Consider the following 20,432-nt stretch of genomic DNA (forward strand, 5'->3'; position numbering starts at 1 on the left):
CGATGGCCGCAGTGCCTTTATCAACTGGCGTGAACAGTAATTTTACTCTTGAGCATTTCACGAACGGTGTTCGCAATACCGATAGCATCATAACCACATTCTCTTTGCAGTTCTGCTGGTTTACCATGCTCCACAAGACGGTCAGGAATACCCAAACGTTTTACTTCAGCTTTGTAATCGTTATCTACCATGAATTCAATTACAGCGCTGCCGAATCCACCCTGCAGGCAACCATCTTCAACAGTGATCACCTTATCATAACGTTGGAAGATATCATGCAGCATAGCTGTATCCAGTGGTTTTACAAAACGCATATCGTAATGTGCGGGTTGCAGTCCGTCTGTCATCAGTTCTTTCATGGCCTCAGTCACAAAATTTCCGGGGTGGCCCAGTGAAAGGATCGCAACATCGCGGCCATCCTGGATCTTACGGCCGGTGCCAATACGGATCTCTGTGAAAGGTTTGCGCCAATCTGCCATTACACCTTCTCCACGCGGATAGCGGATCACAAAAGGTGATTTATTACCAGGCAATTGGGCAGTATACATCAGGTTCCGTAATTCTTCTTCATTCATCGGCGCACTCACGATCATATTGGGAATGGAACGCATGTAGGAGATATCATAAGCCCCGTGATGCGTAGCACCATCATCACCAACAAGACCTGCACGGTCCAGGCAGAGTATCACGGGCAGGTTCTGGATAGCCACATCGTGCACCACCTGGTCGTATGCCCTTTGCATAAAGGAAGAATAGATATTGCAGAACACCGTCATCCCCTGTGTGGCAAGGCCTGCAGAGAGGGTTACGGCATGTTGTTCGCAAATTCCCACGTCAATGGCACGGTCCGGCATCTTTTCCATCATCAGTTTGAGGGAAGAGCCGGAAGGCATAGCCGGGGTAATGCCCATAATGGTTTTGTTGAGTTCAGCCAGTTCAATAATAGTATGGCCAAAAACATCCTGGTATTTAGGTGGTTGCGGCGTATCGATAGTTTTCTTAAAGATCTCACCTGTGATCTTATCGAACAAACCGGGCGCATGCCATTTGGTTTGATCTTTTTCCGCCAGTGCATAACCTTTACCTTTTGTGGTAACAATATGCAGCAGTTTGGGACCGGGAATATCGCGCAGGTCCTGCAGCGTATCCACCAGTTTGGTGATATTATGCCCGTCTATTGCACCAAAGTAGCGCAGGTTCAGGCTTTCGAAGAGATTGCTGGATTTGGACACCATGCCTTTAACACTGGCTTCCAGTTTGGAGGCCATGTCCCGCGTGAATTTCTTGCCTACCGGCAGCTTGCCGAGCAGGTTCCATACATCGTCCCGGAACTTGTTATAGGTATGAGAAGTGGTAATGTCTGTGAGATATTCTTTCAAAGCCCCTACGTTAGGGTCTATGGACATGCAGTTGTCGTTCAGGATGATCAGTAGGTTGGCATTGGATACCCCTGCATGGTTGAGGGCTTCAAAAGCCATCCCGGCTGTCATGGCGCCATCACCAATTACGGCAATATGCTGGCGGTCCAGTTCTCCCTTGTTTTTGGAAGCAATGGCCATACCTAATGCTGCGCCGATGGAAGTACTGGAGTGGCCTACCCCGAAAGTGTCATATTCACTTTCTCCACGGTTCGGAAAACCACTGATGCCTTTGTATTTACGGTTGGTATGGAAAACGCTCTTTCTGCCCGTGAGGATCTTATGCCCGTAAGCCTGATGACCCACGTCCCAAACAAGTTGGTCATAAGGGGTGTTAAAAATGTAGTGAAGGGCAACAGTTAACTCAACCACACCCAGGCTGGCACCAAAGTGTCCGCCATGTACGCTCACCACGTCAATAATGAACTGGCGCAGCTCGTCACACACCTGGTGAAGCTGCTCCTTGCTCAATTTTCGCAGATCAGAAGGGTATTCGATCTGGCTTAGTAATTGACCGGCCGTAATTTCCATATCAGCATTAGGGTTTAAGCCCCAAAAATACAAGTTTTTAAGTTATTTAAGGGTTCCCATTTAAATGCCTATTCCGCCATTGATAAAAATTGCTTTTAGACCCATGGGCGCAGGAACTACTTTTGGATGACACGCGAGGTTTTATTTAATCGAAAGACTTTGCTAACTTTTCAGGGATGTTTAAACGCTTGTCAAAATATTGGTGGTGTCAGATTCTGGGGTGGGGAGCTTATGCCTTTCTTTACTTTTTCTTCGGTTACTTCTTCGACTTCCTGGGGACCTCCATGTTAATCCACGTTTTAGAGGTGGTGGTACTGGGTATTCTTATCACACATGCTTTTCGGGCAATTATCGTCAAATTTAAATGGATAGAAAAGCCATTTGAGAATGTAGCTATCTACTTTTTCTTTGGTATCCTGGTATGTGCTGCGCTGGACTCCTTTTTACTAACCTGTCTGGCCTGGCTGATCAATCCCAGCCACCTGGAGTTCGATTTTAATAATTACTGGCTGAAAGTGATCTTTCAGCAAACGGTTTTCCTGGCATTGTGGGCGGTGATCTATTTCATGTGGCATTATGTGGAGGAGAGCCGGAATTCCCAACTGGGACAATTAAAGCTGGAGGCTACTGTGCGTACCCTGGAGCTTAAAACCATCAAATCGCAGCTGAACCCACATTTTATCTTCAATGCCCTCAACAGCATCAGGGCCCTGGTAGATGAAAACCCTCGAAGGGCCCGCACTGCTATCACGGAATTAAGCAATATCCTGCGCAATTCCATGCAGGCGGATAAAGCAGAAACTGTGAGTATGGAAAACGAATTGAGCATCGTAAAAGATTATCTTGCATTAGAAAATATCCGTTTTGAAGAGAGACTTAAAGTGCAATATGATATAGACCCGGAAACGTTGGAGTTACCCATACCGCCGCTGATGCTGCAAACCCTTGTAGAAAACGCCATTAAACATGGAATTTCCCGGGAAGTGAACGGCGGCCTGATCCTGATAGGTTCTCATGTGCACGATATGCAGCATGAGATCACCATCCGGAATACCGGGCAGATCATAGAGAACCTGAATGGCAACGGATTTGGCCTGGCCAGCACCCGCCAGCGACTGGGATTGCTGTTCGGCAAACGTGCCTCATTTGAAATCTATAACCTTGATAAAGCAACTGTTGAAGCAAAAGTGCTGATGCCGTTGTTATAAAAAGATGCGTCCTGCATGTCATGGACGCAGGATCATCAACCAAAAATGCAAACAGTAGTATGAAAAAAGCATTGATCATAGACGATGAAAGGCTGGCCCGGAGTGAACTAAAGAAACTCCTGGCAGATCACCCGGAAATAGTGGTAGTTGGAGAGGCGGTGAATGCAAAAGACGGGATGGAAAAGATAGAAACGCTGAGGCCTGACCTTTTATTCCTGGACATCCAGATGCCGGATAAAACCGGATTTGACCTCCTGGCTGAGCTGGAAAGAACACCACAGGTGATCTTTACCACGGCGTATGACGAATATGCCCTCAAGGCATTCGAATACAATGCCCTGGATTATCTGCTAAAGCCCATAGAACCCAAGCGGCTGGCAGATGCCATTCACAAATTGCACCAGGTGGATGAAAAAGAAAGGCTGGCTGCCGCTTCCGGTATCCGCAATATCCTGGGAGAAAGTGACCAGGTATTTGTAAAGGATGGAGACCGTTGCTGGTTTGTAAAACTCCAGGAGATCCGCCTCTTTGAGAGCGTGGGTAACTATGCGAGGGTATATTTTGAAACCAACAAACCTCTCATCCTCAAATCACTCAACGCACTGGAAGAAAGGTTGGACGAAAGAGTGTTCTTCCGTGCTAACCGCAAACACATTGTGAACCTGCGGATGATAGAAAGGATCGATACCTACTTCAACGGAGGTTTATTGCTGGAAATGCGCGGAGGGGAAAAAATAGAAGTGAGCCGCCGCCAGGCAGTGAAGTTTAAAGAAATGATGAGCTTATAAAGAGACCTTCAATAATGAGGAAGCAGTATGCACAACCGCATGCTGCTTTTTTTATAGGAATACAGAAGGGCTGTCCTGGAAAGAACAGCCCGCTAAATTATGCTTATGAAAAAAGGCCATTTCGGGCCAGATTTACAATGTTGTTTTCGCCATTACCTAACACGGTAATAGACATGGAGATATAATCACCATCCAGGCAGCAATACAAGGGAATGAAATGGAACCATAAAAACACACGGACTTACTTCACGGTATATCGGGGGATTCTCTTCCTGGTTGGTTTAATTAAAATAGATAGCTCTATAATTCGGATGCTAAGATATACAACCTCGTTGAAGATTTTATACATTTTTGCATTTCCCGTAAATAATTTTTGATGTGCGGATTTTTATCCTGCAGAATGGAACCCACAGGATAAGAGCAACTTAGCGATTAACATTCACCGGCGCCTGATGTACGGCATCAGCAATTTCCTTGATAAGGGAAAAGTCTTTTTCAATGGCATTTCCAACAACGATAATGTCTGCACCGGCTTTGCAATTGCGGTAGGCTTTTTCCGCATCGCGGATACCGCCACCAACAATAACCGGGATGTCTACCTGGCTGGCAACCCTGTGGATCATGCTTTCCGTAATAGGTTTACGGGCGCCGCTGCCGGCATCCATATAGATCACTTTCATGCCCAGCATGTCGCCGGCCATGGCAGTAACCATAGCAATATCATCTTTATCTGCCGGAATGGGGGTAGTATTACTAATATAGGAAACGGTGGTAGGGGCACCTCCGTCAATTACCAGGTAACCGGTAGAGATCACTTCCAGGGCACTTTTTTTCACTGCCGCCGCGGAAACTACGTGCTGGCCAATGAGTAATTCGGGATTACGGCCGGAGATCACAGAAAGATAAAGCAATGCGTCCGCGAATCGTGAAACCTGCGAAGGGCTACCCGGGAAGAGGATCACCGGAATAGAACAGGTAGCCTTGATCTGTTGCACCACCTCATCAAGATGGTTGGTGATCACAAGACTTCCACCCAAAAATATATAATCAACCTTCGCCTCAGTGCATTTGGCAGTCAGATCAGCAATACCGGCAGGGGTTACCTTATCGGGATCAATTAGAACTGCGAATGACTTTGTACCTTTTGCCTTTCTTTCAATAAAGGAATTGTATATTTTTTTATACATTAATATTGCATTGTTCCGGTTGTGGCAAATGTATAAATTATTTTCTAATAAGGCACATAGTTAAATAAGTATGCATAGCATTGATTTTACAACTGAAATAGCACCAAAAGAGTGCCAAGTTCTCCATTTTACCCCCTGATTGTTAATCGGCCTGGTCTTTTCGCTTATGCACAGCCTGTGGATAAGAATAATAAGCGTAGAAAGGTTTTAAAAATTATTTTAGTAATCCCGCGTAGATAGAGAGTTATAAACCGATTTGCTTAATCCTGTAAATATTCTAGGGCATATGAAAAATCAAGATAATAAGGCTGGTGGCCTTAGATTCACCCGTCACTTTACCCAACAGGGTATCAGCCCCTATGATCAGTTCGAGTATGAATATCGCTCCTCTGTAATCCGCAACCCTGGCGGGGATGTGGTTTTTGAAATGAATAATGTAGAAGTTCCCAAGGGATGGTCGCAGATAGCTACAGACATTCTGGCTCAGAAATATTTCCGGAAAGCGGGTGTTCCCCAGGCGGATGGTTCCCTTGGCCGGGAAACCTCCGTGAAACAGGTGGTGCACAGAATGACCAATTGCTGGCGTGCCTGGGGGGAAAGATATGCTTATTTTGCCTCCCCGCAGGATGCTGCCATCTTTTATGAAGAGCTGGCCTATTGCATGCTCAACCAGGCTTGTGTACCTAATTCCCCGCAATGGTTCAACACCGGGCTGCATGAGAGTTATGGGATCAAAGGCAAACCCCAGGGGCACTATTTTGTAGACCCCCGTACCAATAAACTGGAAAGATCCACCTCAGCATATGAAAGACCCCAGCCCCATGCCTGCTTCATCCTCAGTGTGAGTGATGATCTCGTAAATGACGGGGGGATTATGGACCTCTGGGTAAGGGAAGCCCGTATTTTTAAATATGGCTCCGGCGTAGGTACCAATTTTTCCCATGTACGTGGCGATGGAGAGAAGCTAAGCGGTGGTGGTACTTCCAGCGGATTGATGAGCTTTCTTAAGATAGGGGACAGGGCCGCAGGCGCCATTAAATCAGGTGGCACCACCCGCAGGGCTGCAAAAATGGTCTGCCTGGACCTCGATCATCCCGAGATCCTGGAATTCGTGAACTGGAAGGTGGAAGAAGAAAAGAAAGTAGCGGCCCTCATTGCGGCAGGCTATTCTTCTGATTATGAGGGAGATGCGTATAAAACGGTTTCCGGCCAGAACTCCAACAACTCCGTGAGGATCCCCAATAGCTTTTTCCATGCACTGGAAGCAGATGCAGATTGGGAATTAAAGGCCCGCATGAATGGTAAAACCGTTAAAACAGTAAAAGCGGCGGACCTCTGGAACCAGATTGCTTATGCCGCCTGGCGTTGTGCAGATCCGGGAACACAATATGATACCACCATCAATGAATGGCATACCTGTCCGGAAGGTGGTCGCATCAATGCTTCCAATCCCTGCTCGGAATACATGTTCCTGGACAATACAGCCTGTAACCTGGCCTCTGTGAACCTGCGCCGTTTCTTTGATGAAGCCAGCAACCAGTTTGATGTGCCGGGTTTTGAATACACCGTGCGGCTGTGGACTGTTGTACTGGAGATCTCTGTATTAATGGCACAATTCCCTTCCAAAGAAGTGGCCCAGCTCAGTTATGAGTACAGAACACTCGGGCTGGGATATGCTAACCTGGGTTCCATGCTCATGGTAAGCGGCATAGCATATGATAGTGAAGAAGCCCGCGGAATTGCCGGAGCTATTACAGCCATCATGACCGGCGTATCTTATAAAACTTCAGCGGAAATGGCCAGTCACCTGGGCGCTTTCCCAAAATATGAAGAGAATAAAACAGAAATGCTGCGCGTGATGCGTAACCACCGGGCAGCAGCATACGATGCGGCAGATGCTTACGAAGGGCTGGAGATCAAACCATTAGGGATCAATGCAAAATATTGTCCTGATACCTTACTGAAGGCTGCTACAAAAGCCTGGGATGATGCCGTGCAGTTAGGTGAAAAATATGGTTACCGCAATGCACAATCCACCGTGATTGCGCCAACCGGCACAATAGGGCTGGTAATGGATTGCGATACAACCGGCGTGGAGCCTGATTTTGCACTCGTTAAGTTTAAAAAGTTATCCGGTGGTGGTTACTTCAAGATCATCAATCAATCTATTCCTACCGCATTACGCAACCTCCGGTATAAAGAGCATGAGATCAAAGCCATTGTGGATTATGCAAAGGGCACAGGCAGTTTTGCCGGAGCGCCTTACATCAACCCGCAAACACTGAGCGAGAAAGGATTTATTGCAGAGGAGATCCGGAAGCTGGATGCGGCGGTGACCTCCTCATTTGATGTGGCCTTTGTGTTCAACGTATATACACTGGGTGAAGAATGCCTGCAAAGACTTGGTTTCACGCCGGAGCAATTCTATAACATGGAATTCAGCCTGTTGCATGAACTAGGCTTCACAGATGAGCAGATTGAAGCGGCCAATGATTATGTATGTGGCACTATGACGGTAGAAGGAGCGCCTTATCTGAAAGAAGCGGACCTTCCTGTTTTTGACTGCGCTAATAAATGCGGCAAAAAAGGAGAGCGTTATATACATCCACATGGCCACATCCGTATGATGGCAGCTACACAACCATTTATTTCAGGCGCTATTTCCAAAACCATCAACCTGCCCAATGAGGCAACGGTAGAAGAGATTGCAGATGCTTATAAACTCAGCTGGGAGTTAGGCCTCAAAGCCTGCGCTTTATACAGGGACGGATCTAAACTGAGCCAGCCACTCAATACAAAAGGAGATAAGCGGAAGAAATCAGCAGAAGCAACGGAAACCTCAGCAGAAGGTGGCGGGCAGATCATAGATATGGATCAGCTCACGATCGATGAATTGCTGGAGGAATTGAATAAGCGGATGATCGCTAGTTCGGATACCTCACTGAAACGTGCATTATCCAGGATCGTGGAAAGAAAAACCTTACCTGCCAAACGCCGCGGATTTACGCAGAAAGCAAAGGTAGGAGGCCAACCTATTTTCCTGCGCACAGGCGAATACAACGATGGAACATTGGGAGAGATCTTCATTGATCTGGCAAAAGAAGGATCTACCTTACGCAGCCTGATGAACTGCTTTGCGATTGCAGTATCTGTTGGTTTGCAGTATGGAGTGCCGCTGGAAGAGTTTGTAGATAAGTTCGTGTTTACCCGCTTTGAGCCTGCTGGTATGGTAGATCATCCAAACATCCGCTCTTCCACTTCATTGATCGATTATATTTTCAGAGTGCTTGGTTATGAATACTTAGGCCGAACTGATCTTGTACATATACTCGATGCACCAGGTAATACAGGAGAAGATGATTGGGATGAACCCGTCGTTAAACCTGAATTATCCAATATGAGGATTGTTGGTGCAGCAAGTAATCCCTCCGGACAGAAATCTCCGAAAGCTCAGCCTGTAGCAGCTGCGAGCGGAGAGAACAGCACACAGGAATACATGCGTAGCATGCAAAGTGATGCACCTGCCTGCAGCACATGTGGTCACATCACGGTGCGTTCAGGAACTTGTTACAAATGCCTGAATTGTGGGAACAGCATGGGTTGCAGCTGATCTGTTCATGCAATTGTGCAGGCAATTGTTTAGGAATGTTTAACAAGCATGGCAAAAAAAGTATTTTGATAGTACCCTTCGAAAGTGGCTTTGGTGTTGGGTTTGTGTGGATTGTACGCAGCAAATCGTTTGTTAATTATTTGTTATTCGAAGGTAAAAATTTCAAATAAAGTTAACATAGATATACCTTTGTATACAAATAGGGTTTTCATAGGATAGTAACAAATTGAGGGCACTTTTCTAAGTGCCCTTTTTCTTTTCCCCCTTTCCCACAAAGGGTTTCAGCCGAAGCCATTCTCACCTGACTTTTACGAAGAATTTGCAAAAAATAACACACTCACTGCAAAAAAGATGCATGAATTAGTATGCAAAGCATATCAATTGTGAAGCTGGTAATAAATGTATACTTAAATGGAAGAGAAAGTAAGGAGCGCTGAAACATGCTCCAGGAAAGGGATTGCGCCTTAGAGGGTAGCTTATCAATACTGCTTAAAAAGCATTGTGAAATGGTTTCAACAGATCTGCATCTTCACAATTGAAATAAGATGAAAGATGCAATTGATAACATCTTGTAGTAGTAAAATAGAATGCGTTTGGAAAATTCTACCCGAACCACAAAGATTTATCCCGATACTACTACGTGATCATGTAGCATCTTTTGCAAAGATAGGATCATCCAAATAGTTGAAATGTTAACAGCAGTTTCCCATTTGTTAAATATGCCATACTAAGTGCCAGTTTGGGCAAAAAAGCGCCTTATTTGTTAACAAACTCCTCCTCCGGACTGAACCTTGCAAAACCGATTTTGCCTCTTGGGTAGCTTTTACATTCGATTTCCTTCAAAAAAGTGGCTTTTATTTTATTTATTTTCATTTTCCGCCACTTATTTTAACAATTTTGAATATTAGAAAAGAGTTTTTCCTATTTATTCAAATTATTTTATATTTGTTAAAGTATTAATTTTTATATGGTTACTGTCCTATGAAAAACCAAATATTCCTACACCGCGAGAATCTTCTTGCAAAGTAAATGACTCTCGAAAGCAATGGATTCATCCATTGCTTTTGTTTTTCTTACCGGTGTGCGGGAATGATGTGGTTTACCCAAAGAATCAAAAACCTAACTAAAGGCCTTCAGACAGGAAGCAGATCGCAGAAATAGAAACGGGTGTCCCAATCAGTCGTTTCTTGTTGAAAACAGTTTTCACCATCATCTTTATAGCAATTACCTTCCCCATTACGAACAGGGGAGTACACTCTTTCTACCGTTTCACCTACTGTAAAAGCCACAGGTGTAGAAAAGAGGGGGCCGTCAAACACAAAGCTGTGGAACTCGCCGTTCTCTCCGCAAGGATCAACCTCTGCAGGGAGATCGGCGAGGAAGGCTTCATCAATGATCCTGCCCGCAAAAGAAGCCGGAAGATATTTGGCATTCACGCAAACAATAATGGCTTTAAAGCCCGCTGCAATGAAATCTTTTACCAGTTGGGTACTGTCTTTTTTCCAAAGCGGGAACACTCCTTCCATGCCAATCTGCGCCAGTTGCGTTTCCCGGTAAGTACGCAGATCCTCCAGGAAAATATCCCCGAAAACAGCATGACTGATCCCTTCTGCCTGTAATTCAGCCAGTTGTGTGCTCATTATCCGGTTATAATCTTCCATGGAAGCATTTTCAGGCAAATAGGCCTTTTTAAGGGGAATGCCCGTCTGGCGAGCTTGTTCGTCCAGCAGCACCTCTCTCACTCCATGCATGGAAACACGTTGGAAAGTTTCACTGAGTGTGGTGAAGAGATACCGGATGCGGTAATCGGGCTGTTGTTGCAATTGCCAGAGGGCGAAAGAAGCATCTTTTCCGCCACTCCAATTAATATATGCATTCATGTACTGTAAAATTATTCAAAATCCTGCTTACCGGCTACGTAATATATATAAGGGAACCTGCGTTTTAGGGGCTGATCCCCTGGCCAGCGGATATATTTTAAAAAAGATGGGGCCGGTTTGCAACTTTTTATCCCATGGGTCGTCTTTTATTTGTACTCCGAGGCTGTTTATACCGTGAAAACCGCAGTTTGTCCCGTAGAAGTGCGTATTTAGCCCCCGGGGAGTATTTTATGTTATTTATTTAGTATTTTTAGGTCATTAAAAATTACCTTATGAAACAGCTGTTGTTTTTGCTGGTGCTGGGAACAGTAACTGCCACTGCAGCGTTCGCCCATCCTGGCGATAAGAATGACAATAACGGCGAGAAAACCGACAAAGGTGCAAAAGCCAAAACTACCACCAATACAAACAGATTGGAAGAGTTCATATGGACCCTGCCCCAGTCTTCCAAAGTAGAAAAGGTAGATGATACTGAAATGCAAAAAGCCATGGTAGACCTCTACAAATGGTATTTGCAAAATGAAACCCGCGTAAATAACAGCTCCTCCATAAAAGGCGATAATATAGACGCGCCGGTAGCTCCTTTCAAGGTTGATCCCAAAGTCTTGCAGCAGTACCTGAAATTCATCAAAAAGAATTTCCCCGGTCTGAATGAAGAAGACCTGACAGACAAGCGCATGACCACTTCCGCCGTAAATCGGAAGAATGCACCCGTTTCCACTTGCGATGATTTAGATGCACCAATGTCTTTGACTGCATCAAAATAATTTCGTAAGTTCGATGAATGCATTTCCTTCAGTTTACGTACAATAGGGAAGAGGTTATAAATGCATTACGCTTCCACTTTCTCCGGCGTGGCGAGATAAAAGTATTTCGTAACACTCTTATTATTTTATTGGTGGCCACAGTAACAGGATACCTGTTTCATGTGGTGAACTTTAATGCACTCCTGGGTATTTCTGCCATGATGGTGATCCTGGGATGGGCATTCTGGTATTTGTTACCCGTATCTACCTATAATAAAGCCGCTACTTTTAAGGACAGTATCCGTTTGCGTTATAATGAAGAAGGCATGGCCATTTCTACCGGCCCGGGGGAAAGATCATTGTCCTGGAAGAATTTCTCCCAGATCGTGGAAACAAATTCTTTTTTCTTTCTGTACAGGGATAAGCGCAGTTTTTTTCTCATTCCTACCAGCGCTTTTGAAAGTGAGGATGCCAAAGATAATTTCAGCCGCCTGATGCAGGCCATCTTCAAAGATTACAGTCGTTTGAACATCTCATAATGGGCAATGCCCACTTCTTCAAATTCTTCTCCCCGCACATCATATCCGTTTTTACGATAAAAAGGCGCTGCCTCTTCGCGCGCATGCATCATTAATTCCCGGAAACCGTTCTCCAAAGCATATACTTCCGCAAACCGCAGGATCTTGCTGCCCGTGCCTTTACCCTGTAGATGATCATCCACAGCCATCTGGCGCAATTGCACCGTTGTTTCATTCACAGGGGTCAGAATGCAGCAGGCCAGCAGTTTTTCCTCTTCGAAGCCGCCTATGAGCACATCGGAGATCTCCTGTTGCAGGTATTCGTCAGAAAAAGTGAGGCCCAGCGGTGCTCTGAGTATCTTATCACGCAGTGATACCATGGCCTGGTAATCACAGCTGCCGTATTCAATAAGTCGTATATCAAACATGGAACAAAATTATTGCGGAATGCTCAGAAAATAATCAAGGATCAGCGGGGCCACAGATTGTACGCGTAAAAGCGGGTCTGTTATTTGCAGGGCATTAGGGTGGGTATCTGTGCAGATCACCTTTTGAACAAGACCACTGTCGCGGATCTTCTCAAATCCATTGCCCGCAAAGATGCCATGGGTAGTGATTACGGCAATTTCCCGGGCACCGGCTTCTTTGTAAGCACGGGCAGCCTGGATCAGGGAACCGCCGGTGCGGATCATATCATCATAGATGATCACCAGCTGGCCCTCCACATTAGCGCTGATGCCGGTAATATGCGTTTCTTCGCCTGAAATACGGCGTTTGAAGACAAAAGCTGCAGTCACCTGGAGGTCATTCGCGAGGGATTCTACCCATTTTGCCCGGCCTGCATCTGTGCTGGCCAGCACAAAAGGTTTACCTTGCGCAAGTTCCAGGGCAGCTTCCCGCACCAGCAGTTTGCCATACAGGTGTACCGGGCGGACATTACTTTCAAAGTAATAAGAGATGCCATCCACATGGAGGTCTATCATTATTACCCGGGTATTGAGGGTGGTGGGTAAAGCTGAAAAAAGAATAGCACGGTTCTTGGCCTTTACAATTTCCCCGTGCTGTACGGCACGTTCCATGGTGGAATAGCCGAAGTAAGGGATCACGAGGTTCAGGCAGGTAGCGCCTGTTTGGATACAACCGTTGGCAATGTCGAAGAGTTCGAGGGTTTCTTTATCATCAATGGTCCCTCCAATGAGCACTACTTCTTTCCCGCTAACGTTGCTGGTTATACGATGGTAATGCTCCCCGTCCGGGAAATCCCGGATAATGATATGACCATCTTCCCAGTCTGCCGGGGCGATCGCTAAAATGCGTGCTTTCAGATATTGGTAACGTTGTGTGGCAAATAAGATCTTTTTCGGCATGGCACAATATTCGGATGATTATGACCGAATTTATGCAAATCCAACGGCAATAGGGAAGGGATTAAGCATATTTTTAACGTTTCATTTGAGCTTGGAACGCTAAATTTGAAATATTAGTATGAAGTATTTTCTATTCAGATACGCTGTTGCACTCTTAATTTTTATAGTGCCCGCTTTGCAGGAAGCGGCGGCGCAGGTGCGGTTAACCGGAATGGTTACGGATGGTGATACCCGTGTGGGACTGCCTTCTGTGAGTATCTGGAATAAAAGGGCAAGGATAGGTACGGTGAGTAATGAAACCGGCCGTTATTATATAGAAGCCCTTCCGGGAGATACTATCGAGTTTTCCATGCTGAGTTATGTAAGAACATCTATCATTGCAACCGGCATTTCCTCTACCCAGAATGTTGAACTGAAACGCCAGATCTTTGGATTGCAGGGGGTGAATGTGCGTGGCCGGATCTATAAAAGGGATTCCCTGGCCATCCGGGATGAATATGAGAAATACTTCGGATATAAAAGGCCCGGCGCGCTGGACGTTCTCAAAACATTGCCTTCTAATCCTATCACCGCATTGAGTTACCTGATTCCCAGCAAGGCCCGTAAACGGAAAGAGAAGTTCGGGGAGCAATTGCAATATTGGGAAGAAGAGAAACATATCGACTATCGCTATAATCCTGAACTCGTGGCCAGACTTACCAAGCTGGAAAGCCCTGCGCTGGATTCCTTTATGCTCACGCACCGGCCCAGTTATGCATTCCTGCTCAATGCATCGGATTATGACCTGATGCTCTTCATCAAACAATCCTACGACAGGTATCTCCGGGAACAGGGATTGAAACCAAAGGATACATCCACACAACAATAATTTTTTTTGGATCAGCAATTGATCTTTAATCAGCCCCCGTTGTGTCACTCACTGCATCGGTTTGTTCGCTATTGAGCGGAGGTATGTTTTCTTTTGAAAAGAGAAAGGCTCTGTTCTCTTCTGCGCGGCAAGCTCTCAGTAAGAAAATCACTTTCTTCCTTCAAACGAAAGACTCCTTCATCCTCAAAAGAAAAAAAACTTCGTACTCTTCTGCGCGGCAAGCTCTCAGTAAGAAAATCACTTTCTTCCTTCAAACGAAAGACTCCTTCATCCTCAAAAGAAAAAAAAACTTCGTACTCTTCTGCGCGGCAAGCCCTCAGTAAAAAAGATCACCTCCCTCTTCCCTCAAAGAAAACCTCCTTCACCCTCAAAAGAAAAAAAACTTCGTACTCTTCTGCGCGGCAAGCCCTCAGTAAAAAAGATCATCTCCCTCTTCCCTCAAAAAAAACCTCCTTCACCCTCAAAAGAAAAAAACTCCGCCCTCTTCTGCGCGGCAGGCTTTCTGCAGATACTTCATAAAAAGAAAAAAGGCCATTCCTCGCGGAACAGCCCTCTCTTTTAAGCAGGTATTCATTATTTCAAAAGCGTTCCTTTCAAACGCATCAATTCTGTTTCGGAGATTTTGGTATTGTACCTTGCCTGGATCAAACGGTAAGCCGCCAACTCAAGACTTTGCTGCGCTTCCTTCAATTCCAGCGTGGTAGATACCCCCTGCCGGAAACGCTCCAGCGCCACCATCACATTTTCCCTCGCAAGGTCTACACTTTCTTCTTCCAGCGTGAGGGACATTTTATAATACTCATAATCTTTAAACGCATTTCTCAGGAAAAGGTTTACCTGGGATTGCTGATTATCTAAAGCAAGCTGCTGGTATTCGATGTTCAGCTTCGCATTCTTCACCTGGCGGTGTACGTTCAAACCATTGAAGATAGGCACCGTAGCAGAGAATCCGTAGTTGAAAACTTTGTTCTGATTAAATACAGGGCTGAACTGGTTCACCGCTGCATTCGCCCTGGATTGGTTAAAGTTGTAAGCAGAATTGAAAGAGAGCACCGGGAAGAAATCCCCTTTCGCTTCCTTCAAAGCAATACGTGAAATCTCCAGGTTCTGTTTCGCCATCTGCAACTGCGGATTGGTCTGGTGGATATTTTCCTGGATCTCGCCGTAGGACAGTGTGAGGTTCACCGGAATGGTATCATGTACATCGTAATTGGTACTTTCATCCGCAATAGCCAGTAACTGGTTGAGCGAAGCTTTACTCTGCTCAATTGTTGTTTGCTGACGGAGCCACATAGCACGTTGTGCATTGTAATCCACCTTTGCCTGCAGCCAGTCTGTTTTAGGCCCAAGCCCCGTCTGGAACTTCGCATCAGACAATTTCACCCTTTCTTCAGAGATGCTCATTTGTTCTGCCAGTGCCCGGAGTTGTTGCTTCTGCTGTGCGATATTATAGTAGCTGTTGATGATAGCAGCGATGGTATTCTCCACCTGGTTCTTCACCCCCATCTCACCTAATATTTCAATCGCCTGGATACGCTGGCGGGTAGCAAACATTTTAAGCCCGTCAAACAACGTCCAGTTAAGATTGACCGCTCCCTGGAACTGCCTGTTCTTGATACCACTTGTATCCCGCTTGTTGCCATTTCCGAACTCCTGTTTGGTACCGGTATTGGTCCATACTTTAGAAGCAGTACCATTCACACGGGGTGCAAACGCAAAGTTGGCGTAGGCATTATCGTTGGCAGCAACCGCAGCATCATTTTTGGCGAGGCGGATATCAAAGTTGTTCTTTAAGCCAAGGTCTATGGCCTGTTCCAGCGTAAGCACCTGTTGTGCTTTGGCGCCCGTAACAAGCAATAGTGAAAAAATGCCGGCTAAAAATATTCTGATCAGTTTCATCGTATTGATTAATGATTCTTATGCATGTGCTGTTGCAGCAGCCGCTTCCGGATTTTCCTGCAGCAACGCTTCTTCATATTCAACATTCTTTTTTCTGCGGCTCAGGAAAGTGTACATCGCCGGGATCACATATAAGGTGAGCACCAGCGAGAACATAATACCACCCACAATCACAATACCCAGCGGAATACGGCTGGTTGCGGCGGCACCAAGGCTCATGGCAATGGGCAATGCACCCAGGGCCATCGCAAGGCTGGTCATAAGGATGGGCCGTAAACGCATCACAGAACCTTCCACAGCAGACACGCCTTTGTCTTTACCGGCATCACGCATATGATTGGCAAACTCCACAATGAGGATACCGTTCTTGGTAACAAGCCCTATCAGCATGATCACCCCGATCTGCGAGAAGATATTCCAGGTTTGCCCGAATACCCAGAGCGAAAGCAATGCTCCGGCAAAGGCGAGCGGTACGGTTAACATAATGATGAACGGATCCACCCAGCTTTCAAATTGTGCGGCCAGTACAAGATAGATCAACACCAGTGCCAGTAACAATGCGAACATGGTATTGGAACCACTTTCCGCATAGTCACGGGAAGAACCACTCAGCGCTGTATCAAATGAATCATCTATTACTTTTTCTCTTTCCAGTTTGGCATAGATAGCATTCATGGCAGCAATACCATCACCAACAGTTTTACCCGGAGCAAGTCCTGCAGAGATCGTGGCAGATTTCATCCGGTTGTAGTGATAGATCACCGGCGGACTTGTTTCTTCTTCCATCGTAACCAGGTTATCCAGCTGGATGGCTTCGCCACGGGCATTACGCACATAGATGCTTTGCAGATCTATAGGATCATCCCGGTCTGCACGGAACACCTGGCCCATTACCTGGTATTGTTTACCATTCCTGATAAAGTAACCAAAGCGGCGGTTGCTGAGTGCCAGTTGTAAAGTAGAAGAAATATCTGCTACGGAAACACCCAGTTCTGTTGCTTTCGCGCGGTTGATCTGGATGCGGAGCTCCGGTTTATTGAATTTGAGATCTACGTCCACTCCCTGGAATACAGGATTGCTATTGGCTTCCTCCACAAACTTCGGAACAACGGCAGAAAGTTTTTCAAAGTTCACGTTCTGTAATACAAAAGATACCGGCAAACCACCACGGCGCCCTACCTGTATCGTTTGTTGCTCAATGGCAAATACCTTTCCCTGCGGGAAGCGGTACATGTTGCGGTTCACCATTTCCACGATCTGCTTCTGTGAACGCTTACGCTCACTGGGCTCGGGAAGTGTTACAAAAGAAAAGGCCGTGTTCACAGAACCGGCACCGGAAAAGCCCGGAGCAGTTACAGAAAGGATCACTTCTTTTTCAGGAATAGAGTCTGCAAGGAACTGTACCAGTTCTGTTACATATTTATCCATCGCATCGTAAGAAGTTCCTTCCGGTGTGGTGATAGATAAACGGAAAGTATTCCTGTCTTCCATCGGCGCGAGTTCTGACTGCAGGCTGTTGAACAGCCAGTAGATCATACCAAGGCAGGCAAGAATGATCACCACCGCCACGAACCTTATTTTCATAAAGGCAGTGAGTGAGTTCTTATAGCTGCGTTCCATCCACTGGAAGAAGGGTTCTGTTTTTTCGTAGAACCAGGAGTGTGTATGTGTTTTATGTGCCAGCTTTACGTTCAGCACAGGTGTTAATGTGAGTGATACAAATGCAGAGATCAATACGGCGCCAGCCACTACAATCCCGAATTCCCGGAACAGGCTTCCCACAAAACCCTGCAGGAAGATGATAGGAAGGAACACGAAAGCGAGTGTGATGGAAGTAGCAATTACCGCAAAGAAGATCTCTTCAGAACCTTCCTTCGCCGCACGCATTCTTGGCAGGCCGGCTTCAATCTTTTTATAGATGTTCTCCGTTACCACAATACCATCATCCACCACCAATCCCGTTGCCAGTACAATGGCCAGCAGGGTAAGGTTATTGATGGTAAAGCCACAGACGTACATGATAAAGAATGCACCGATCAGGGAAACGGGAATATCCAGGATAGGGCGGAGCGCCATCAGCCAGTCACGGAAGAAGAGGTACACGATCAGGATCACCAGTACCAATGCAATGATGAGTGTTTCCTGTACTTCGTGGATACTCTTTTTAATGAAGGCCGTATTATCCATCGCAATGTTCAGGCTGAAATCTTCCGGTACTTCTTTTTTGAGACTTTCATACCTTTTATAGAATTCGTTGGAAATAGCCACATAGTTGGAACCCGGTTGCGGGATCAATGCGAGTGCGATCTGCGGGATACCTGATTCTTTCAGTTGCGTTTCTTCGTTCTCTGGTCCTAATACAGCCTGTCCTATATCACGCAGCCTGATCTCCGCGCCATTCACATTTTTAATAATGAGCGCATTGAATTCATCTTCTGTATCCAGCCGGCCGAAAGTCCGCACGGTTAGCTCAGTAGCATTACCGGCTATTTTACCGGAAGGCAGTTCCACGTTCTCTCTTGTGAGTGCATCCTGCACATCTCCGGGAGTAAGGCCATAAGCGGATAAACGGGATGGGTCCATCCAGATCCGCATGGCATATTTCTTTTCTCCCCAGATCTGAATAGAACTTACGCCGGGGATGGTTTGCAGTTTTTCCAGTAATACGTTGGTGGCAAATTCTGTTATTTCCAGCTGGTTGCGGGTATTACTTTGCACCGTCATGGAAATGATGGCATCTGAGCTGGCATCCGATTTAGATACTACCGGTGGTGCTTCCAGGTCAGGGGGCAGGTTACGTTGTGCCTGTGAAACTTTATCCCGCACATCATTTGTAGCAGCTTCCAGGTCTTCTCCCAGTTCAAACTCCACCGTAATATTGCTGCTACCCTGGCTGCTGAGGGAAGAGATGTTTTTGATACCGGCCACACCGTTGATAGCTTTCTCCAGCGTTTCCGTGATCTGTGTTTCAATGATGTCCGAGTTGGCGCCGCCATAAGAGGTGCGCACGTTCACAACCGGAGGGTCAATAGCCGGGATGTCCCGTACCCCCAGGAAAGTATAACCCACAAGACCGAAGATCACAATAATGATGTTCATCACAATTGCCAGTACCGGTCGCTTAAGCGATATGGAAGGTAAACTCATGTTAATTTCTTTTTAGCGTTCTTCTACTGTACCTTATTATACTTAAAGGGAGAGCCGGGTTTTAATTGAAGAATACCGCTTGTGATAACTGTATCGCCTATCTGAAGTCCACTTAAGATCTCCACATTACTTTCATTCCGGGAGCCCGTTTCCACGTTCACAAATTTTGCTCTTCCGCTGTCTGCCACGATCACCTGTTTAAAACGGGTGCCCGGGATCACAGCCTGTGAGGGGATCATGATCGCATTCGGGTTATCTTTTAGGCGGATAGAAGTTTTAGCGAAAGAACCGGGGAATAGTTTACCGGTAGGGTTAGGAACTAAAGCGCGGATCATTACGCTGCGGGTAGCCAGGTCGATCTTTGGATCGATGGCATAGATGGAACCCTTATATTTTTGTGTATCGCCTGTAACAGTGAAAGTTACCGGTTCTCCTTTGTTGATGGAATTGCGGTATTTTTCAGGAGCAGCAAAATCTATTTTTAAAGGATTCAGCTGTTGCAGGGTGGTCATAATAGTAGTTGGCCCCACAATCGCGCCTTCACTTACATTCCTTAACCCCAGCGTTCCGCTAAAGGGCGCGCGGATCTCTGTTTTCTGCAGTTGCGCCTTATTATATTCGATATCTGCACCGTAAGCACTCACCTGGTTGCTGGTAACATCCACATCCTGCTGACTGATACCATTGATCTTTAACAGCTGTTGCTGGCGGGAGAGGGTAGTTTTGGATAATTCACGCTGCAACTCCAGTTTACGGATCTGTGCAACAATATCTCCGTCATATATCTTAATAAGGAGGGTGCCTTTACTAACGGTGGTGCCTTCTTTAAAATAGATCTTGGTGATCCTGCCAGTAATTTCCGGTTTCAATTCTACTTCTTCATTACTCTGGAGGGTACCGCTGGCTTCAATGGCCTGGTCCAGCAGAACGGGTTTAACTACATAAGCATCTGCGAGTATGGGTCTTCCTGCACCGCGACCTGCTGTTTTGGATGGTCCGGCGGATTCCTTGGGTTCACTCCTGGCGGTCATTTTGTATACAAAAAAGCCGGCTACCGCCAGAATAAGGAATAATAGAACGATTCTTAAGGTCTTATTGCGCATGATTAATAAATATATTGTTTAGCTGGATTTCCTGTTCTGATCAGTTTCCACGTAGACACCTGCGCTTACCTGCAAGTTACGCTTTCATGGCCGGACAAATGTAATAATTGGACGTCAAGCGTACCCCGTTCCGGTTTTAAATCTGGTTAAGTGGTGCAATAA

General features: G+C 46.0%; 15 protein-coding genes. 7 read left to right on the plus strand and 8 right to left on the minus strand.

Translation table 11 applies throughout. The annotated features are described in order from the left end of the window. Positions 1–20 precede the first annotated feature (20 nt). Entirely contained in the window at positions 21–1,949 is a 1,929-nt protein-coding gene (gene dxs / locus AAHN97_RS26530; RefSeq protein WP_343305096.1) for a 1-deoxy-D-xylulose-5-phosphate synthase, read from the minus strand. A 176-nt stretch (positions 1,950–2,125) separates the two neighbouring features. Between dxs and AAHN97_RS26535 the strand changes: the two genes are divergently transcribed. Together AAHN97_RS26535 and AAHN97_RS26540 are read left to right on the plus strand one after the other, a co-directional pair. Continuing rightward, a complete protein-coding gene (locus AAHN97_RS26535; RefSeq protein ID WP_343305097.1) occupies positions 2,126–3,157 on the plus strand; it encodes a sensor histidine kinase in 1,032 nt (343 codons plus the stop codon). Between the two features lie 59 nt (positions 3,158–3,216). After that, on the plus strand, positions 3,217–3,945 hold the full coding sequence (locus AAHN97_RS26540; protein ID WP_074243099.1) for a LytR/AlgR family response regulator transcription factor: 729 nt from the start codon (positions 3,217–3,219) through the stop codon (positions 3,943–3,945). Positions 3,946–4,370: 425 nt separating this feature from the next. Here AAHN97_RS26540 and AAHN97_RS26545 read toward each other — a convergent pair whose 3' ends face one another. Beyond that, positions 4,371–5,132 carry a geranylgeranylglyceryl/heptaprenylglyceryl phosphate synthase gene (locus AAHN97_RS26545; protein WP_343305098.1) on the minus strand — a complete coding sequence of 254 codons (762 nt, stop codon included), beginning with the start codon at positions 5,130–5,132 and terminating at the stop codon, positions 4,371–4,373. A 286-nt stretch (positions 5,133–5,418) separates the two neighbouring features. Between AAHN97_RS26545 and AAHN97_RS26550 the strand changes: the two genes are divergently transcribed. After that, positions 5,419–8,742 carry a vitamin B12-dependent ribonucleotide reductase gene (locus AAHN97_RS26550; protein WP_343305099.1) on the plus strand — a complete coding sequence of 1,108 codons (3,324 nt, stop codon included), beginning with the start codon at positions 5,419–5,421 and terminating at the stop codon, positions 8,740–8,742. A gap of 1,133 nt (positions 8,743–9,875) precedes the next feature. Here AAHN97_RS26550 and AAHN97_RS26555 read toward each other — a convergent pair. After that, complete coding sequence (locus AAHN97_RS26555; protein WP_343305100.1) at positions 9,876–10,622, minus strand: diphthine--ammonia ligase; 747 nt, start codon at positions 10,620–10,622, stop codon at positions 9,876–9,878. 272 nt (positions 10,623–10,894) lie between these two features. On the opposite strand from AAHN97_RS26555, the gene AAHN97_RS26560 reads away from it, so the two are divergent. Beyond that, the gene (locus AAHN97_RS26560; RefSeq protein WP_343305101.1) at positions 10,895–11,389 is read left to right on the plus strand and encodes a hypothetical protein; all 495 of its coding nucleotides are present in this window, start codon (positions 10,895–10,897) and stop codon (positions 11,387–11,389) included. A 131-nt stretch (positions 11,390–11,520) separates the two neighbouring features. Further along, the gene (locus tag AAHN97_RS26565; RefSeq protein ID WP_343305102.1) at positions 11,521–11,907 is read left to right on the plus strand and encodes a YcxB family protein; all 387 of its coding nucleotides are present in this window, start codon (positions 11,521–11,523) and stop codon (positions 11,905–11,907) included. On the opposite strand, the gene AAHN97_RS26570 is transcribed toward AAHN97_RS26565, so the two are convergent. Together AAHN97_RS26570 and prs are read right to left on the minus strand one after the other, a co-directional pair. Then, the gene (locus AAHN97_RS26570) at positions 11,883–12,314 is read right to left on the minus strand and encodes a GNAT family N-acetyltransferase (RefSeq protein WP_343305103.1); all 432 of its coding nucleotides are present in this window, start codon (positions 12,312–12,314) and stop codon (positions 11,883–11,885) included. The genes AAHN97_RS26565 and AAHN97_RS26570 overlap by 25 nt on opposite strands. Before the next feature lie 9 nt (positions 12,315–12,323). Continuing rightward, complete coding sequence (gene prs, locus AAHN97_RS26575) at positions 12,324–13,253, minus strand: ribose-phosphate diphosphokinase (RefSeq protein WP_343305104.1); 930 nt, start codon at positions 13,251–13,253, stop codon at positions 12,324–12,326. Positions 13,254–13,371: 118 nt separating this feature from the next. Here prs and AAHN97_RS26580 point away from each other — a divergent pair, with 118 nt between their 5' ends. Together AAHN97_RS26580 and AAHN97_RS26585 are read left to right on the plus strand one after the other, a co-directional pair. Beyond that, positions 13,372–14,121, plus strand: a complete 750-nt coding sequence (locus AAHN97_RS26580; RefSeq protein ID WP_074241139.1) for a carboxypeptidase-like regulatory domain-containing protein — start codon at positions 13,372–13,374, stop codon at positions 14,119–14,121. A 93-nt stretch (positions 14,122–14,214) separates the two neighbouring features. Continuing rightward, entirely contained in the window at positions 14,215–14,640 is a 426-nt protein-coding gene (locus AAHN97_RS26585) for a hypothetical protein (RefSeq protein WP_343305105.1), read from the plus strand. Positions 14,641–14,694: 54 nt separating this feature from the next. On the opposite strand, the gene AAHN97_RS26590 is transcribed toward AAHN97_RS26585, so the two are convergent. Genes AAHN97_RS26590 through AAHN97_RS26600 form a run of 3 tightly spaced genes read right to left on the minus strand, consistent with a single transcriptional unit; the run spans position 14,695 to position 20,270 of the window. After that, on the minus strand, positions 14,695–16,020 hold the full coding sequence (locus AAHN97_RS26590; protein ID WP_343305106.1) for a TolC family protein: 1,326 nt from the start codon (positions 16,018–16,020) through the stop codon (positions 14,695–14,697). Between the two features lie 18 nt (positions 16,021–16,038). Further along, positions 16,039–19,167 carry an efflux RND transporter permease subunit gene (locus AAHN97_RS26595; RefSeq protein ID WP_343305107.1) on the minus strand — a complete coding sequence of 1,043 codons (3,129 nt, stop codon included), beginning with the start codon at positions 19,165–19,167 and terminating at the stop codon, positions 16,039–16,041. A 23-nt stretch (positions 19,168–19,190) separates the two neighbouring features. Continuing rightward, positions 19,191–20,270: an efflux RND transporter periplasmic adaptor subunit gene (locus tag AAHN97_RS26600; protein ID WP_343305108.1), complete on the minus strand. Its 1,080-nt coding sequence runs from the start codon at positions 20,268–20,270 to the stop codon at positions 19,191–19,193. Between the last annotated feature and the right edge of the window lie 162 nt (positions 20,271–20,432).

The organism is Chitinophaga niabensis, assembly GCF_039545795.1.
Classification (GTDB): Bacteria; Bacteroidota; Bacteroidia; order Chitinophagales; family Chitinophagaceae; genus Chitinophaga; species Chitinophaga niabensis_B.

Excerpts from the sequence above, each read along its gene's own strand:
- AAHN97_RS26550 (WP_343305099.1), top strand. The coding sequence starts at position 5,419 with ATGAAAAATCAAGATAATAAGGCTGGTGGCCTTAGATTCACCCGTCAC.
- AAHN97_RS26590 (WP_343305106.1), bottom strand. The coding sequence starts at position 16,020 with ATGAAACTGATCAGAATATTTTTAGCCGGCATTTTTTCACTATTGCTT.
- AAHN97_RS26540 (WP_074243099.1), top strand. The coding sequence starts at position 3,217 with ATGAAAAAAGCATTGATCATAGACGATGAAAGGCTGGCCCGGAGTGAA.
- prs (WP_343305104.1), bottom strand. The coding sequence starts at position 13,253 with ATGCCGAAAAAGATCTTATTTGCCACACAACGTTACCAATATCTGAAA.
- AAHN97_RS26580 (WP_074241139.1), top strand. The coding sequence starts at position 13,372 with ATGAAGTATTTTCTATTCAGATACGCTGTTGCACTCTTAATTTTTATA.
- AAHN97_RS26535 (WP_343305097.1), top strand. The coding sequence starts at position 2,126 with ATGTTTAAACGCTTGTCAAAATATTGGTGGTGTCAGATTCTGGGGTGG.
- AAHN97_RS26545 (WP_343305098.1), bottom strand. The coding sequence starts at position 5,132 with ATGTATAAAAAAATATACAATTCCTTTATTGAAAGAAAGGCAAAAGGT.
- AAHN97_RS26600 (WP_343305108.1), bottom strand. The coding sequence starts at position 20,270 with ATGCGCAATAAGACCTTAAGAATCGTTCTATTATTCCTTATTCTGGCG.
- AAHN97_RS26570 (WP_343305103.1), bottom strand. The coding sequence starts at position 12,314 with ATGTTTGATATACGACTTATTGAATACGGCAGCTGTGATTACCAGGCC.
- AAHN97_RS26555 (WP_343305100.1), bottom strand. The coding sequence starts at position 10,622 with ATGAATGCATATATTAATTGGAGTGGCGGAAAAGATGCTTCTTTCGCC.
- AAHN97_RS26595 (WP_343305107.1), bottom strand. The coding sequence starts at position 19,167 with ATGAGTTTACCTTCCATATCGCTTAAGCGACCGGTACTGGCAATTGTG.
- dxs (WP_343305096.1), bottom strand. The coding sequence starts at position 1,949 with ATGGAAATTACGGCCGGTCAATTACTAAGCCAGATCGAATACCCTTCT.
- AAHN97_RS26560 (WP_343305101.1), top strand. The coding sequence starts at position 10,895 with ATGAAACAGCTGTTGTTTTTGCTGGTGCTGGGAACAGTAACTGCCACT.